Below are 16,848 nucleotides of genomic sequence, written 5' to 3'. Positions count from 1 at the left end.
GTATTGTAACAATACCTGTATGAACTTACAGTTACTTATTGCGTTTTATCGGCAGAAGAAGGGGATACGGTTTCTTGAGCAGGCATATCGTGGTAGCGAAGCTTGCCCGTTTCAGACTTAGTGGTAAGACTCTTAAGTTGACGAGTTTGAAGTGCCATCTCATCAACCACCTCCACAGCTCTAACAAAGGCACGTGCTGAACCTTGGTATTCGATATAAAAATTAAGGTAGCTTGTTCCAAGTGCTTGAGCATCATAATCAAAAATAAGCTTGGCAGGCCCCTGACTAAGGTCAAACTCATAGCTTGCAGCGGCAATATCAATAACAGCACTCGAGCCCTTAACACTGACAGTAACACGTACAACACCTGTGGCAGCCTTTGTTTGTATTTGATATTGAAGCTGCCCCTGCTCACCCACATACGCTTCGCGGATTTGCTCACCAAGCAACCATACTGCGGCACCAGGCTTTCTATACTGCCCAGTCTCTTGAACATGCTTAGTATGCAAATGCGGCTCTTGGACTAGAGTCGAATCTTGAGCCCAAACCTGAGCAAGGAGTGATAAAAATGAGCAAACCAAGAGAACTGTCACTTGCTTATAATTCATCATGACTAGACCTCCGTGATTGCTATATCGAAGCAAGCCGAACCATGCGGGCCGTTGCTCTGTGTATTATCATAATCGTATACCTCAATCACATGCTCACCTTGCGTTAACAAAGCTTGGCCCTCTTCGCGATTGGCATCGTCCGAAGCTAAATACAAAACACGTTGGCCACGAGTAAAAACGACAACATCTGGGTCTTTATCACCCGTAGTTTGCGCTGCTGTTGTAACACGTACGTTCACCACTGTTAAAGCATCAAGAGATAAACGGATAAAACGACGAGTTTCAAACTTATTATGATAAGCAGAGGAGCTTGCCCTTGTGCAAAGAGTTAAGGTGTCGCCAAGAGAGGCGCTATGATAAATAGGCAATACAAGGCTTGAACCAGCATTGTGGCTTTCACCTTCAGCCCAAATACCTAAACCATCGATATTGTAGCTTTGAGCTAACTGCGTTATTTCACTGCTTTCAGAACTACTCACACTGGCTTTAAGAACATCGAGTAAAAGATAGATATTAGAAAGCGCTGGTGAATTTATAAACTCATCACTGGTGATAGATGCAAGAACAGGGCTAAGACCTAGAGCAAGCTCATCTCCTGTTTCACTATTATTGTCGAGTAAATCGTAAACCAAATTACCTATAGAAGCTTCGCTATACCAGCCCACATTACCAAAGTATTTACTCTCTAAAGAAAAAAAGAAGCCTCCAGCTTGCGATAAACCACCGCTATCTCTAAACACACCATCTCCAGCAATAAACGCTGCAAATGCATTAGCAGTGCCCTCACTATAAGCGGTACGCATATCGAGCTGATCATCACGGGTATGACTTCCACCTATACTCTCAGAGCGTGAAAGTGTTGCCTCTAAAAAATGAAATAACTCGTGCTGAACAACAGAAGCATCGTATTCATCACTGTCGTTATCTGCATCACCGAGCAAATAGATGGCATTATCGAATGTATCAAAGTGACTGGTACCAATATCGCCATTACTGTTATTACCGTCTAATGCTCTGTTTTGAGGACTCCAGCGCAGCTCGGCAGGTGGCATTGCTTGATCTAGCCCTGCATCAATTAAGACATCCAACATGCTATATACAGAGTCGAGTATGGCAAAAGGCGCCGCAACACGAGTCAAGGTGTAAGCGCTACCAGACCAACCAGAGGCGGCATGAAGGTCGCGTGTATTACCCTCAGAGCCACTACTTATTAAGCTACCACTCAAGCTATATGCACTATTTTGATCGGTATTATCCGTAACTTTAAATTGCCAGCTAGGCTGCTGGTCTCGCCTCAACTCGGCTAGCACTCTTACTTTATATAAAGTGTTACGCAAAGCCCCTAACTCATAGAGGCCTTGATCGTTACTGATGGTTTCACTCACAACCGTATCGTTTTGATCAAGTAATTGCACAAGCACGCCACGAATAGGCTCTGCGCTTGTAGCACCGTAATCTAGGCCCACAACTAAGCCGTGAGGTACAAAATCATAAGTAAGGCTACCTGAAATAAAAACCTCGGCGCTAGCCGATGTAATAAGAGGGCTGGGGCTTGAAGTTGGGGTGCTAGAAGGCTCTATTGATGGCTCACTACCAGGCAGTACACTGGTCCTACCTCCGCCCCCACCACACGAGACAAGTAGCAGTAAAGCAGCACTCAAAAAAAGCCATAAAGCACTGCGATCTATTGTTTGATTCATTCGATATCCACCAAGCTTGTATGGCGCCCTAAGATAAATGTTGGGCAATGACAACAAACTCCCTATTGCCATCCCCACCTTTTATTGCGCTCTCTTTCCAGCTTAGTACCTTGAAGCCCAGTTCTTGCAAAAGAGTGCGTATTTTTTCTTCAACTACTTGGTATAAGGCCCTATCTTTTACCAAACCACCTTTGGCAATACCTTCAGGGCCAACCTCGAATTGAGGTTTAACAAGTGAGATTAACAAACTTGGACCTGTTAATAGCTGAGCAAGTTCCGGCAATATCAAAGTCTGACTAATAAAGCTGACATCCATCACACTTAAATCAAAACGTTCATGCACAAATGTCTGGCTTAAGGTTCTAGCATTCACTCTCTCAAGGCATCGTACTCGTGTGTCTTCTAAGAGTGACTTATGCAACTGACCATGACCAACATCCACTCCACAGACCGAACGGCAGCCATGTTTTAAGAGGCAATCTGTAAAGCCGCCGGTACTCTGGCCAACATCTAGGACCGAGCACTGGCTTAAATCTAACTCTAAGCCAAGCTTATCAAGAGTTTTTAAGGCCCCCTCTAACTTAAGCCCAGCTCTAGAGACATAACGCAACTCATCAGCATCCTGTACTCTAAAGTTAGAACTGCTATCAAGCTTGGTATTAGATTTTTCAAGTGACTGCCACTGGCCAGAACGCTCAACCTCAACTTTACCGGCTTCGATTAATCGCTGAGCCAAAGTTCTACTTGCCGCCAAACCCGACTGAACCAGTAACTTATCTGCTCTTTCCACCTCTTAGTACCTCGCATGGGTTTAGCTGCGAAAGAGAGGCTGCGGCAAAACCAGTTCTATTGAATGAAAGATAAACACGTCAATTAAAGAGGCGAATTATACATGCCTAGTCAAGCAGCAAGCATGAGCCTATATACACAAGCTTGAACTGAGAACAGGGCCTAGCTCTCTAGCTCAAATAAGGAATCACCTAAATGAATTAACCAAACAACAACATCGATACGAAGGCTTTTATCATCTTAAAAACAACAAGAGTCTCAGTGTCATTAGAGGAAAAAGATCTTAAGCAAACCTATACTAGCTTGTTGTAACTAGGTTTAAAGCAAGTAAAATCTCACGCCACTACCCTGTTAAAGTCACACAAAACTAGCTACCGCCGGAAAAATCAAATATGAGTAAAACGCTACTTATTTTCTTAAGCCTTATGGCCATATCGCTAAGCAGTTATGCTGCCAAGGTTTATAAGATTGTTGATGAAGATGGCAAAGTTACCTTTTCCCATGTACCGCCTCAGGAAGACAACCCGGATTCAGAGCTTAAAGTGGAAGAACTTGCTGTAAGTGGAGGGGGTAAAACCAGCATAACCACGGAGTTTGGCCAAGACTACTGTGGTGAAATAAGGCTCCCCCAGAAGTCAAACTCAACAAGATCGAGCTCAAGCAAATACTTTATGCAGAATATCAGCCGTAGCCTTGAGAATTGGGAAAGAGACCTAGACAAGCTAACTAAGAACCTAGAGAGCCAATCACGCCGCAATAATAGCCAACGACACGACAGCTATTACAACTCTCAAAACAAAAGCGCTTACCAAGAGCGACGCAGCCAAAGTGAAAGCCGTATTCGAGATCTACGCTGTGCCATTGCTTGGTCTGAATCCAAACAGAAACAAATAGCTACATTTGAAGCAGAGGATACCGTAGAACGAGCGCGCTTATTAGAGATTAGTGATAACTTAAAGCTGCACATTAAGACTCAATGCGGAGACCTACCTAAATACGACCCAATGGATCAAACCAATGAGCGCCGTCGCAAAGACTGGTATAACTGCAGTAAACCAACAATGGATGAAATCAATCGGGTGAAACGCCGCCTTAACGCTCTTTAGCGGCATACAATAGGTAAAGCACTTACAGGAATGTTAGTTTTATTTTCACCCGCTGCAACCATATTTTCTGGCACAGTATCATCACCGCATATCCATGATACCGGCGCATTCTCTACCCCGGGTACAAATACAGGCCTCACCGAAATCATTAGCCCTTGCAGGTCAGGGCTAATCTTATTACCAAGTTCAAGATGAAAAGCGCCTTGCTCCAACTCCGTGGAGCTTAGGAAATTCCCCACAATTTGCTGGGGTTCTGGCAGGCCTGCAGCTGCATTATCTTCCGGAAACTCGCCTGTTAATGCATAGATAGCTTCTATTTGAGCCTTATAAGTATCAATCAATACAAGGCTTTCTTTTACTTTTACTTTGTCATAACGGCCTTTATTACTCGGCACAGCTAAAGTAATCAAAATGGCCATAATTGCTAAAACCACCAATATTTCTATTAAAGAAAAACCTTTGCTTTTATGGCAGATAGTTTTCTTCATGCTAATCCTTATAACTTAATCTAGTTCCCGTTCAATATCATATTCATAGCGCAGTAGGTCTTGTTCTTCTTTAGTACTTATCGAAGCAGGGCTTGGCCATGTAAAGTCATCATCTTGCTCGCTATTGTCATTGGCGGCTCCTGTTGTTTCTTTTTGACATGCACTTTGTTTGATATTTGACCTAAGTGAGCCCAACATAGCTTTGAGATCAGCGCATGATTCATTTGGATATTTGGGCAACACGACCTTTTTCAGCGAGCTCATTTTGCTTAAGCCGCGTAAATCTTCCACGGGATTGGCCGAAAAATTAAAGGTTTTTAGTTTATTAAGTGAGGTCGCAGGTCCTATGTCAGAAATATGGTTTTTGCTGACATCTAAAACCTTCAAATCCCTCAAGCCACTAATGCCCTCTAGGGAAAGAATACCCATATTGGGGCAATAAAGTAGTGATAACTCTGCAATGCTATCAATGCCACCTGAACTATTAGGGTGAATACGTGCTCTATCTTCTGATGAGCGCGTAATACACTTTAATAAGTTAGCATCTTGAATACTCAACTGCTGTATGGAGTTAGCTACGCGCTGCTGACGCTGTTGGATTTGCTCTTCATACTGGCCATAAGCTTTATTGGCTTGTCGCTCAGGGCTGTTAAAAAAAATAGGGGCCCATACCCACACAATTAACAAAGCAAAACCGATAATAAGATACTTCTTAGGGAGCTTGGCTAACATATAGTACTCACTGTTGAATATTCAGACTAAGTCTAACAAACTTCAGTAACGCTTAAGCGAAGGATAAACGGCTTTTTCCTGATAAAATACGTCTTTACAGCTCCTATGAGCTTAGGACACACAAGCAATACTGTCAGGAATGACCTTGCCTAGCCAACTACCAAGTAAGTGCTTTTTATTACTTAGCCTGCTGCTTCTTAGCCTACTCGCTATTGGTAAATCTAGCCATGCGCTGGAGATAGAGCTTCTTGGTGTTAATACAGAACTTGAAAACAACCTACGAGCTCATTTAAGTAAGCTCACCAAACAAAAGTGCGATAAGCAGCAAACTCGGACCGATTTCAACAAGATACTGTGGCACGAAGATATACATAGAGCTGCGCAAGCATTGGGCTATTACCAGCTTGAATTCCAAGCTAACTGGTATAAACAAACATGCTGGAAACTTAAGCTTGATATCAAGCCCGGCCCTAGAACACAAATCAAAGACATTAATATAAGCTTACTGGGCCCAGGTGAAAGTGACCTTAACTTAAAAAAGATACGGCATGAACTCGTTATTCAAGAAGGCCAAGCCCTTAATCATCAAAGTTATGAGCGCAGCAAAAAGCAAATTTTTCGATATTTACAAAATAAAGGTTATTGGCATAGCCGCTGGCTGAAAAGCCAGCTCAAGATTGATAAAGAACAAAACCTAGCTTTTATTGAACTTGAGCTTTATACCGGTGATGTCAGCACCTTTGGCGATGCTATTTTCCCTAATGTAGGTCTAGACTCCGTTTTATTAGAACGATTAATAGATTTACCTTACGGTAGTCGTTACAGCAAAAGTGAATTAGATAAGGCCTATGAGCGGCTTCAATCAACGCCTTATTTCTCTTCCGTTTGGCTTCAACCATTATTCAATAGTGATACAAAAACAGATACAGAGGTTGAACTTTCCCTAGCAAGTAAGTATCAATTGAGTGCTGGTATAGGTTTTTCTAGTGATCAGGGCCCCCGTGTAAGTGGTCGACTAGAAGACAACTACTTTAACTCTCACGGCCATAGCTGGAAGCTTGATGCGACTTGGTCTGAGGATGTCAGTGAAGTTAACTTAAATTATCGTGTACCCTTAAAAAAACCAGCCAGCCAATGGCTTGATAACCAATTTGGTTTTTATAGAGAACAAACAGATAGTTACAACAGTAAAACCTATAGCATCGGTCTTCGCTATGTAGAAGAGCTTAATGAATTATGGAACTGGTTCGCTGCAAGCAACTTTCAGCATGATATTTATCAACTAGAAGGCGATTTAGAGCGATCTTTTTCTGATCTCTTTATCCCATCTATTGGCGCCAACTTACTTATACTCGATTCTCCATCTTGGACTCGGCAGGGCATTCGTATAGAAACAGAATTGCTAGGCAGCACAGACAAACTTCTATCAGATACAGAGTTTATACAACTTAAGCTAAATGGAAAGGCAATCCTACCAATAGGAACAAGAAACCGTTTGATTAGTCGCGGCCAGCTTGGTGTCACCGGAAAAGAAGAATTTAATGAGCTACCTCCGTCCATTCGTTTTTATACTGGTGGTGATAATAGTGTTCGTGGTTATGCTTATAACAGTATTGGTGAAGTCGATGAAAACGGTAATGTACAGGGTGGTAGCCATTTAGTAGTGGGAAGTCTGGAATTTGATACTCGCTTTATTGGTTCTTGGTCTGCAGCTACTTTTTTTGACGTTGGATCAGCCTTTGATCATTCAGCAGATTTCAAAAGGGGCTTAGGTGTAGGATTGCGCTGGCACTCTCCAGTTGGGCCGGTTCGTTTTGATTTAGCCCGACCTTTAGACGATAACAATAATGAATACGCCTTCCACTTTTCCATAGGTGCTGACCTATGAAAAAAGTTGTTGTCATTTTATTACTGTCTATGTTTATTCTTATATCTCCTGTGGCTTACTTATTAAGCACAACACAAGGGGCTGTCTGGGTGATTAATAAGCTATCATCGAGTTTTGATAGCAAACTTAATTACAAACACATAGAAGGCAATCTACTTCAAGGATTAAGCCTGCAAAGCTTAGATATTAATAACAACAGACAAGATACATGGTCAAAAATTCAATGTGATTTATGTGCTTTTACATGGAGACCTAAGTCTCTACTTAGGGGCAAGCTGAAAATAAGCGCCCTTACATTAAAAAACCTTAGCGTAGAGCTAAATATAAAAAATGACAAAACTAATAAGGAAGCTATTAACATTCCTGATTTTTCACTTCCAATAGCGATAGACATCGACTCACTATCAGTAGAAAATCTTAATGTAAAGATAGGTGAAAAAAATTATTTTAAAATAGAAAACATACATTCAAAGGTGCAAGCCAGATCGAGCACTGTTGACATCGATCTTTATAATCTTGATTTTATTGGAGAAAAAATAAGCGCCAGTATAAAAGCTAAATCATTAAACGGATTTAATATTGATCTAAGTTTAGATCTGATTAGCCAAATAAATTCTTCAAGCACTAAGCCTGTAAAAATAAGTGCGCAATGTGATCAGTATATAAACTGCCAAGGTAGCTTAAACCTAGATAAGGTCTCTTTACACAGTTTAGAAGACTATGGCTATTTTAATGGGTCTGTTAAGTGGTCCTATAAAGACATGCAACTTAGAAAAGACATAATTCTATACAATGAAAGTAATATATTTGATAAAACAAAGCTCGATACGACTATTCATACCGATTTAGAAATGGGTAGCAGTGTATTTAAGAAGTGGAACTTAGAGTCTCGCTACCTCAAAGCTAATGGAGACTCTGTTATCTCATGGAAACAAGATATCGATCTGTTAGTAAATTTATATGAATCAAGCATAGAGTCACAATTAATCGCCCCTAGTATCCATGATGATATTGGCGATATCACTTTAAAATCAAAAGGTGATATTATCTTTAAAAAATCAAAACTTGTTGTTAATTTAGATAAGATTGATGTTATCAGTTCAATTGCTCATCTTAAAGGTAAGTCCACTCTCAATTTAGATACAAATAACAAGCAATGGAAGGTCATAAATACCGAGTTAAAAAACACTACTGATCACTTATATATAGATATCGATGCTATTGGCTCAGAACTTATTTCCTTAAGTGCATCTTTAAATATAAAAGACCTACAATCTTGGTCAACAAGGGCTAATGGTGATATCAAATCTAAAGTGGATATCACAGACGAAATCATAAAACTAAATTCATCTAGTTCTGTCTTAACTTGGGATAAGACATCTATACAAGGGGCTAACTTAGAACTTACAGCTCAACTTAGCCCCGAGCTTATTGATAGCCGTGTTGATCACCTGATTTTCAATACATCCTCGATAATCCATGATAATAAAACATTATCAAGACTAAATTTAAAAGCAAAAGGCAAGATTGATAAACACTCAATAGAATTACAAGCTAATGGATCGGATCCTGATTCTGTTTTGCACGACTATATCAATAGCCTATCCATAAATAGCTCTGCAAGCTTTAACATTAAATCAAAGCTATGGACACTCGATATATATGATAGTCACTTTGGATTAAACAAACACAATCTATGGAAACAAAGCGCTGAGACTGAAATAAAACTAAGTATGGGTACTCAATCTTGGGAAAAGTTATGTTTCAATCACAATATAAGCCATTCTCAAATATGTGTTAATGAAAGTGAAATTAGCAATGCCAAAGGTTCTATCAATCTAAACATTCAATCTTGGCCTCTAAACGAGCCACAAAGCCCGCTGCCTCACCTCTATCAACACCTTGATAAAGACCTTGTATTGTCAGGATCAATTAATAGTCATATCAACATCAATCTGGACGCGGGATTATCATTTATTGAAGCAGAATTTCGGGGAGAAGAAGTAGGACTAAAATATCAAGTTGATGAAGATAAACGGGCTAATTTTAAATTTATCAAATCAGATATAAAAACTACATGGTCAAACAATAAGTTTAATTGGAGCGTCAATTTAGAAACTGAAGACAAAGACTATCTGGCAAGCAAGGCAAAGCTTATTGATAGTAAAATAGAGTCTTTTAGTCTTGATAGTAAAATTAGAAATATAAGTCGTTTTGAGTACTTTATTCCTAATATTGAAAACTTAAAGGGAAGCTTAAAATCTAACATTAAGATGGCTGGAGAGATTGATAATCCACATGTAACAGGTTCAATCGAGTTAATTGATTCTTATTTTACTATAAGCAATACAGGCACTAACGTTAATAAACTAAACACTAAAGTTACAAGTATTAATGGCTCTGATATATATATTGATGGCCATGCATTGATAGGTGAGGGTGAATTATCTATAAATGGATCCTTGATGAAGGGCGTACTGCCTATTAGAAATTTAGCTGCCCCCAACATAAATGTCACCCTAAAGGGTAATAACCTAGCACTGATAAGGCAAACAAACTTAACACTCAATTCAGATATCAACGTTAAGCTTTCTGGAAGCATCAATAAGCTGTTATTAAACGGTGATATTGGTATTAGGAATTCCCAGCTAGAGATTGATCAATTGCCCCAAAATGCTATTCGTGTAAGCCAGGATCAATACCTTGTAGGAGAAAGTAATTTAAAATCTGATAGCACAGATCTAGAAGTTAGACTTAGAATAAGTCTATTAGACGACGTTAAGTTTATAGGTTTTGGACTCAATAGCTCCATTCGAGGTGAATTACAGCTTTCTCAAAAGCAACAGTCCAAAGCGAGTGGCGTTTTGGAACTTTATGATGGCTACTACCAACGCTACACACAGAGGCTTGATATAGAAGAAGGGCAACTCATTTTCACTGGTGACTTAGACAACCCAATAGTCAGAATTAAAGCTGAACATATATTTCCAGAAGCAACAGTAGGCATAAAACTTACTGGTAATATTAGTGAGCCCGAAACACAACTTTATTCTAGCCCTGCTATGAGTGAATCCGCTCGTTTAGCTTATTTAATTAATGGTACACCTACGCTCGGTGGTGGTGATCTTGCAGCAGCAGAACTTCATAATGCCGCACTTAACATGGGAATGAGCTTAGGCATGCCAGCAATGAAAACAATAGGGGATTCGGTTGGTATTACAGATATAGGTTTAGAGAATGGCAGTGATAACCGAACCAATCTTTCCCTAGGTAAACAACTAAGTGAACAACTTTATGTAAAGTACCTATATGGAATTATTAACAATTCATCTAGGTTGGTAATGGAATACCGATTCAATAAACGGTTTTCTGTTGAAGCATCGTCAGGAGAGCAACAAGCGCTTGATTTAAGGTACCGCTGGCTATCTACGCCCCCGAAAATAGATTTAGAATAGATTAAGCCTCTAGTAAGAGTAGCTTAATCCTACGGAAATCTCTCTACCCTTGTTGGGAATACCCGCTTCAGGGAATTCGCCCGCTTGAGGGGTCTGATAGCTTGTGTCACTCAAGTTCTTTACTTGAATATAAGCGTCTAGGTTCTTGCTAAAAGCATAATTTATTTTTGACGATAATAAATAATAGGGCTCTATTACTTCTCCAGATACCATCTGCCTTGCCCCTCTATAGTTAGCAGTAATAGAAAAGTCTGTAGACTCATTCACTTCATTTAGCCATGTTAATGAAGCTAGTTCATCGGCCTCTCTAAAGCTTTGCTCAGGCTTGGCATGTATATAAGTTGCGGCAGCGGCAACTTGATTCTTTTCGTTTATATATAGTTTTGCTTCAAACTCAAGCCCTTGTACAGGGTCTTGATCTTTATTTACGTACTTTCTTGCTCCGCCTACTTGTGCAAGCTGTAAAATGGAATCATCAAAATATGAAGTAAAAGCTCCAATCTGGTAAGTGCTTTTGTTATGACTTATAAGCCATATTAGATCAACAGTTTTAACTCTTTCAGATACAAGATCCGAATTTGCTTCTAGACCAGGAATATTCTTTAGCTTTGTTTCATTTGCAGTAGGAGCCCTAAAAGCTTCACTGTAAAGTAGTTTTAGGCTATGGCTTTCTCCAAACAATTTTACTAAAGCCAAACGAGGACTCAGTTGATCACCGGAACTTTCAAAATAGTCATATCTAAATCCAGCTAATAAGCTTAAATCATAACGCAATTGATACTGGTATTGCATAAACAAACCATATATATCTTGTTTACTACTTTCCTGAATAAGCGTATTTTTTATGATGCTGTCATAAGCAGTTGGAGGAATGATTCCATCGTTAACATCACTTAACTGATAATTTGAACTAGCCCAGCCCTCTTCAACATCAATATGACGATACTCAATACCGGACTGTAAGCTACTTTTTTCATTTAAGTCGATGGTTGTCGTCCAATTAAGTGAGTAACTTATGGAGCTGAAGTCTGCACGAACAATAAAATCATCACTGCCAGAGCCAAAGCTGTTCTCTGGCAAGAGTATTGATGTACTTTTTCCTTCAGCGTGGTTGTAAGATAGGTTTACAATATTTTCCCATCGTCCTGAAGACCAAACTTTCTGATAATTGAGCCGGTATAAATCTTTATCAAACTGGTTTACATCGTTGGCAACTCTTTCAAAGTAGTAAAAGTCATCATAGTGATCCTTACTCACAAGTACATCGAACTTATTGCTTTGATCTACTACTTTAATTTGGGCTAATAAACTGTCTCTTGGGTCTTTTGTATTTATCGATGCCTCAGAAAAAGAATCTTTAACACGATATGATTGGCCTTGATCTTTATCGTAGTGAATATAGAAGTCGGCTTTAAATTTATCGATCTCAAAGCGTTCTTGCCAAGTTAGTTTAATTTTATGATTTGAACCTAAAGTTGTACTGACTGTTTGCACATCACTACGTGTAGTTATATTGATGACTCCCATCATCGCATTTGAGCCATAAATTGCAGCTCCTGGGCCTCGAATAAACTCAATTTTTTCAATGAAATCGACAGGCAGTTTATTTAAGTACTGTAAACCAGATGATGTTCTTGGGTTTTCAATGCGCTGCCCATCAATAAGAACAAGAATTTCTGCGCTTAAGTCAGCGATTCGTCGCCCACGTGATGAAATAGCATAATCATGCTGTGAATCCCCCATGCGAACCGTTTGAAAGCCAGGCACTAGTTCAGCAAGCTCGTATAAATAGTCGACCGATAGACGTTTAATTTGAGTATCGGTGAAAACCGTGACGGAGGAGGGTACGCTTCGAAGATCGTGTTCAGTAAGGGTGGAAGCCGTTATAGGAACGTTTAATAGCTCATCAAGCTCTAGAGATAATAAACTGCCTAGCTCCGATGCGCTTGCAAGCTTCGTTGCTGCAAGCATTGCGATTAACGTTAAGCTTTGTTTCACCTAGTTCAACCCGTTTAATACCCCAGCTTTGATTATAGGAAAGTATTTGGGCTTGATGACTTATAAATCTAAGTCTGAAACTAAGCGCTTATATGGCTCAAAGCCGGTATTACAAGCTCTCTACAACAAGGTTGTAAACGCTGTCGTTGTTATCAAGCAACATCAGCTCATTCTCAGTAACACTGAGGCTCCACGTTAGCGTTCTTTCTATCGTGCTTGCTAAGGTTTGTAACTCGCTCCAAGTAAAACGATAGAATTTCGCATCAAAAGTCTGCATCAGAGCTTTATTTTCCGCCCACCACGCTTCACTTTTACTGTTAAAGCTATACACCGACACCGCTTGGCTCTGGCGGCAGGCTTTTTTAATTCGCTCAGGCTTGGGCTCACCAACATCAAGCCAAAGTAAACGCTGACCGCTAAGATCAAGTAGCTCAATATCTGGATCATCAGGCGCGCATAAACCTTTGCTAAAACTCAGCCCCTGCGAATAGTTCATACAATAAGCTAGCACCCTAACGAGCATACGCTCACAGGTTTCAGATGGGTGCAAAGCCACCCTCAGCTCTAGCGTTTCATACACATGACGGTTCATATCACTGAGCTGAATATTGAATTTGTAGATGGTAGAGGATAAGGCCATAAATGATGCTTTTTACATAGAAGAATAGGGGCTTGTATCAGCAGGGTACACACAGCACCCCGCTCTAAATCTACAAGCCTATTTTTTGCTAGGCCTAGCCCAACCATCAATATTTCGCTGTTTTGCACGACTCAGTACTAATTGACCTTCTTCTGACCCTTTAGTGACTGTAGAACCTGCAGCAACTGTCGAGTTAAGCCCAATCTTAACGGGGGCTACTAGCGCGGTGTTTGAACCGATAAAGGCACCATCTTCAATCTCAGTCAGGCTTTTGTTTACACCGTCGTAATTACAAGTGATGGTGCCAGCGCCGATATTCACACCGTCACCTACCTTAGCATCACCCACATAGCTTAAGTGGTTTACCTTGGAACCTAAGCCGATAGTGGCTTTTTTAGTTTCGACAAAATTACCGATTTTTGCGCCATTGGCCAAGACTGTTGCAGGGCGTAAACGCGCATAAGGGCCAATTTGGCAACGTTCACCCACCGTACTGTCTTCTAAGACACTATTGGCGTCAATATTCGTTTTATCGCCGATTTTCACGTTTTTTAGAACACAGTTAGGGCCGACTGTTACATTATTACCTAACTCTACTTGACCAATTATTACGCAGTTTACGTCGATTTCGCAGTCCATTCCGACCGTCAAACTACCACGAAGGTCAAAGCGGGCAGGGTCGAGCAAACACAAACCTTGCTGCATCAGCTTTTCAGCTTCTAGCTTTTGAAACGCTCTCTCTAGCTCGGCTTGTTGTAAGCGATTATTGATACCGGCTACCTCAACTTCATTTGCCGCTTTAACAGCCACAACATCCATCGCTTCTGAGCGAGCCATTTCAATAATATCCGTCAGGTAATATTCACCTTGGGCATTATTATTAGAGAGCTTTGGCAGCCAAGCTTGTAGCTTATTTGAATTAACAGCCATTACGCCGGTATTTCCTTCACAAATAGCTAGCTGCTCATCACTTGCATCTTTTTGCTCAACAATGGCTTCTACATCGCCATTTTTATTGCGAATGATTCGTCCATAACCTGTTGGATTAGCTAACTCAACAGTGAGTAAAGCCATGCTATTGTCACTGACACCAGAGAGTAGGGTCTTAAGTGTTTCAGGCTGTATAAGTGGAACATCACCGTAGAGAATGAGCACAGGTTTATTTTCATTAAGTTCAGGCAGTGCTTGTGCAACAGCATGCCCTGTACCTAACTGCTCTGTCTGCTCAACAAAAACCAGAGCTTCGCCACTGACTTCAGCTTTAACTTCTTCGCCGCCATGGCCTACAACCACAATCGCTTTTTCTGCGTTTAATTCTTTAGCACAGTCAATAACGTGCTGAACCAAAGGCTTAGCACCTATGGTGTGTAAAACTTTGGGTTTACTCGATCGCATACGAGTACCTTTACCCGCTGCGAGAATGATTACATCGGTCATAAGCGTCCCTTAATTAAGCAGTTGTGAGCTTGCTGTATTAATAGCAAATCATAACAATTAGGCAAAAAAAAAGGCGGCCTAGGCCACCTTTTTAGCGTTAAGCAAAACGACTTACTTCTGCTTGCGTATTGCACGAATCGTGCGCAACTGAGCTTCCGCTTCGGCTAAGCGTGAAGACGCTGCCTTGTAGTCGATGCCTTCGCTATTTTCTTTAATGGCTTGTTCGGCGAGTTCTTTCGCTTTCTGAGCAGCAGCCTCATCCATATCGCCTTCGCGCAGGGCGGTATCTGCAAGTACAGTCACAACGTGAGGCTGTACTTCCAAGAATCCACCACTGACGTAGAAGATTTGCTCATCACCCTTTTGGGTCTTGAGACGGATAGGGCCGGGCTTCAGACGAGTCAAAAGAGGGCTGTGACCATAAGTTAGTCCCAACTCACCTTCCGAACCATTTGCGACTAGAAGCTCAACCAAACCTGAGAAAATCTCACGCTCGGCACTCACAACGTCACAGTGGAAAGTCATAGCCATGTGCTATACCCCTAGGCTGCTTTAGCAGCAATCTTCTTCGCGTTTTCTACCGCTTCTTCCATGGTACCAACCATGTAGAAAGCCTGTTCTGGTAGATCGTCGTAGTCACCAGCTAGCAGGCCTTTAAAGCCGGCAATGGTGTCTTTCAAGCTAACGTACTTACCAGGTGAACCGGTGAATACTTCAGCAACGTGGAAAGGCTGAGACAAGAAACGTTCAATCTTACGCGCACGGTTTACAAGCTGCTTATCTTCTTCGCTTAGCTCGTCCATACCCAAGATGGCGATGATGTCTTTCAGCTCTTTATAGCGCTGAAGAACAGTCTGCACACCACGAGCAACTTCATAGTGCTCTTGACCAATGATTAATGGGTCAAGCTGACGTGAAGTTGAGTCGAGAGGATCGATCGCAGGGTAAATACCTTTTGATGCGATATCACGGCTAAGTACAACCGTTGCATCCAAGTGAGCAAAGGTGGTTGCAGGAGATGGATCGGTCAAATCATCCGCAGGTACGTAAACGGCCTGGATTGAAGTAATTGAACCGGTCTTAGTCGAAGTAATACGCTCCTGAAGTACACCCATTTCCTCTGCAAGAGTAGGCTGATAACCTACCGCTGAAGGCATACGACCTAGAAGTGCTGATACTTCTGTACCTGCCAAGGTGTAACGATAGATGTTATCAACAAATAACAGTACGTCTTTACCTTCGTCACGGAATTTTTCAGCCATAGTCAAACCAGTCAAAGCAACACGCAAACGGTTACCAGGTGGCTCATTCATTTGGCCGTAAACCATTGCTACTTTAGATTTGCTGAATTCTTCAACGTTTACAACGCCAGATTCCTGCATTTCGTGGTAGAAATCGTTACCTTCACGAGTACGCTCACCAACACCGGCGAATACAGACAAACCGCTGTGCTCTAGGGCGATGTTGTTAATAAGTTCCATCATGTTTACGGTTTTACCAACACCTGCACCACCAAACAGACCAACTTTACCACCCTTAGCGAATGGACATACAAGGTCAACAACCTTGATACCAGTCTCAAGTAGTTCAGTTGAAGAACTCAACTCGTCATAAGCGGGTGCTTCACGGTGAATAGAGGCGCGCTCTTTTTCACCAATAGGACCACACTCATCAATTGGGTTACCAAGAACATCCATGATACGACCCAAAGTTTCGGTACCAACAGGTACGGAAACTGGTGCACCAGTGTTCTCAACTTCTAAGCCTCGGCTCACACCTTCTGAAGAACCCATAGCAATGGCACGAACAACGCCGTCACCCAACTGTTGCTGAACTTCAAGGGTGAGGTCTTTGCCAACTACTTTTAGTGCGTCATAGACTTGTGGCACTGCATCGCGTGGAAATTCCACGTCAATTACTGCGCCGATAATCTGTACTATACGTCCGCTACTCATGTTCGCTTCCTCGTATATTCAATATTTAATTCTGTCATTTCTGCAGTGG

General features: G+C 41.3%; 13 protein-coding genes. 3 read left to right on the top strand and 10 right to left on the bottom strand.

The window, feature by feature from the left end:
• Positions 1-35 precede the first annotated feature (35 nt).
• Genes AB1S55_RS04260 through AB1S55_RS04250 form a run of 3 tightly spaced genes read right to left on the bottom strand, consistent with a single transcriptional unit; the run spans position 36 to position 3,101 of the window.
• Positions 36-611: a hypothetical protein gene (locus AB1S55_RS04260; protein ID WP_370980550.1), complete on the bottom strand. Its 576-nt coding sequence runs from the start codon at positions 609-611 to the stop codon at positions 36-38.
• 2 nt (positions 612-613) lie between these two features.
• Positions 614-2,311, bottom strand: coding sequence for a carboxypeptidase-like regulatory domain-containing protein (locus tag AB1S55_RS04255; RefSeq protein ID WP_370980549.1), 1,698 nt, complete (start codon positions 2,309-2,311; stop codon positions 614-616).
• 28 nt (positions 2,312-2,339) lie between these two features.
• A complete protein-coding gene (locus AB1S55_RS04250) occupies positions 2,340-3,101 on the bottom strand; it encodes a TlyA family RNA methyltransferase (RefSeq protein WP_370980548.1) in 762 nt (253 codons plus the stop codon).
• Positions 3,102-3,492: 391 nt separating this feature from the next.
• Here AB1S55_RS04250 and AB1S55_RS04245 point away from each other — a divergent pair, with 391 nt between their 5' ends.
• Positions 3,493-4,206 (top strand): DUF4124 domain-containing protein, encoded by a 714-nt coding sequence (locus AB1S55_RS04245; RefSeq protein ID WP_370980547.1) that lies wholly within the window; start codon positions 3,493-3,495, stop codon positions 4,204-4,206.
• Here AB1S55_RS04245 and AB1S55_RS04240 read toward each other — a convergent pair.
• Together AB1S55_RS04240 and AB1S55_RS04235 are read right to left on the bottom strand one after the other, a co-directional pair.
• Complete coding sequence (locus tag AB1S55_RS04240; RefSeq protein WP_370980546.1) at positions 4,203-4,694, bottom strand: prepilin-type N-terminal cleavage/methylation domain-containing protein; 492 nt, start codon at positions 4,692-4,694, stop codon at positions 4,203-4,205. The genes AB1S55_RS04245 and AB1S55_RS04240 overlap by 4 nt on opposite strands.
• Before the next feature lie 15 nt (positions 4,695-4,709).
• Positions 4,710-5,426 carry a leucine-rich repeat domain-containing protein gene (locus AB1S55_RS04235; RefSeq protein WP_370980545.1) on the bottom strand — a complete coding sequence of 239 codons (717 nt, stop codon included), beginning with the start codon at positions 5,424-5,426 and terminating at the stop codon, positions 4,710-4,712.
• 145 nt (positions 5,427-5,571) lie between these two features.
• On the opposite strand from AB1S55_RS04235, the gene AB1S55_RS04230 reads away from it, so the two are divergent.
• Together AB1S55_RS04230 and AB1S55_RS04225 are read left to right on the top strand one after the other, a co-directional pair.
• On the top strand, positions 5,572-7,314 hold the full coding sequence (locus tag AB1S55_RS04230; RefSeq protein WP_370980544.1) for an autotransporter assembly complex family protein: 1,743 nt from the start codon (positions 5,572-5,574) through the stop codon (positions 7,312-7,314).
• A complete protein-coding gene (locus AB1S55_RS04225) occupies positions 7,311-10,769 on the top strand; it encodes a translocation/assembly module TamB domain-containing protein (protein ID WP_370980543.1) in 3,459 nt (1,152 codons plus the stop codon). Before AB1S55_RS04230 ends, AB1S55_RS04225 begins: the two co-directional genes overlap by 4 nt.
• A gap of 9 nt (positions 10,770-10,778) precedes the next feature.
• Here AB1S55_RS04225 and AB1S55_RS04220 read toward each other — a convergent pair whose 3' ends face one another.
• From AB1S55_RS04220 to atpD, 5 genes are all read right to left on the bottom strand, one after another.
• Positions 10,779-12,767, bottom strand: coding sequence for a TonB-dependent receptor plug domain-containing protein (locus tag AB1S55_RS04220; RefSeq protein WP_370980542.1), 1,989 nt, complete (start codon positions 12,765-12,767; stop codon positions 10,779-10,781).
• Between the two features lie 109 nt (positions 12,768-12,876).
• Entirely contained in the window at positions 12,877-13,407 is a 531-nt protein-coding gene (locus tag AB1S55_RS04215; protein WP_370980541.1) for a YaeQ family protein, read from the bottom strand.
• A gap of 78 nt (positions 13,408-13,485) precedes the next feature.
• Complete coding sequence (gene glmU / locus AB1S55_RS04210) at positions 13,486-14,844, bottom strand: bifunctional UDP-N-acetylglucosamine diphosphorylase/glucosamine-1-phosphate N-acetyltransferase GlmU (protein WP_370980540.1); 1,359 nt, start codon at positions 14,842-14,844, stop codon at positions 13,486-13,488.
• A gap of 111 nt (positions 14,845-14,955) precedes the next feature.
• Positions 14,956-15,375: a F0F1 ATP synthase subunit epsilon gene (locus AB1S55_RS04205; RefSeq protein ID WP_370980539.1), complete on the bottom strand. Its 420-nt coding sequence runs from the start codon at positions 15,373-15,375 to the stop codon at positions 14,956-14,958.
• Positions 15,376-15,386: 11 nt separating this feature from the next.
• Positions 15,387-16,799 carry a F0F1 ATP synthase subunit beta gene (gene atpD / locus AB1S55_RS04200; RefSeq protein ID WP_370980538.1) on the bottom strand — a complete coding sequence of 471 codons (1,413 nt, stop codon included), beginning with the start codon at positions 16,797-16,799 and terminating at the stop codon, positions 15,387-15,389.
• Between the last annotated feature and the right edge of the window lie 49 nt (positions 16,800-16,848).

This window comes from Agaribacterium sp. ZY112, assembly GCF_041346925.1.
Lineage (GTDB): Bacteria > Pseudomonadota > Gammaproteobacteria > Pseudomonadales > Cellvibrionaceae > Agaribacterium.
Note: the sequence above shows the minus strand (reverse complement) of the source record. Positions and strands in the feature narration are given on the sequence as shown.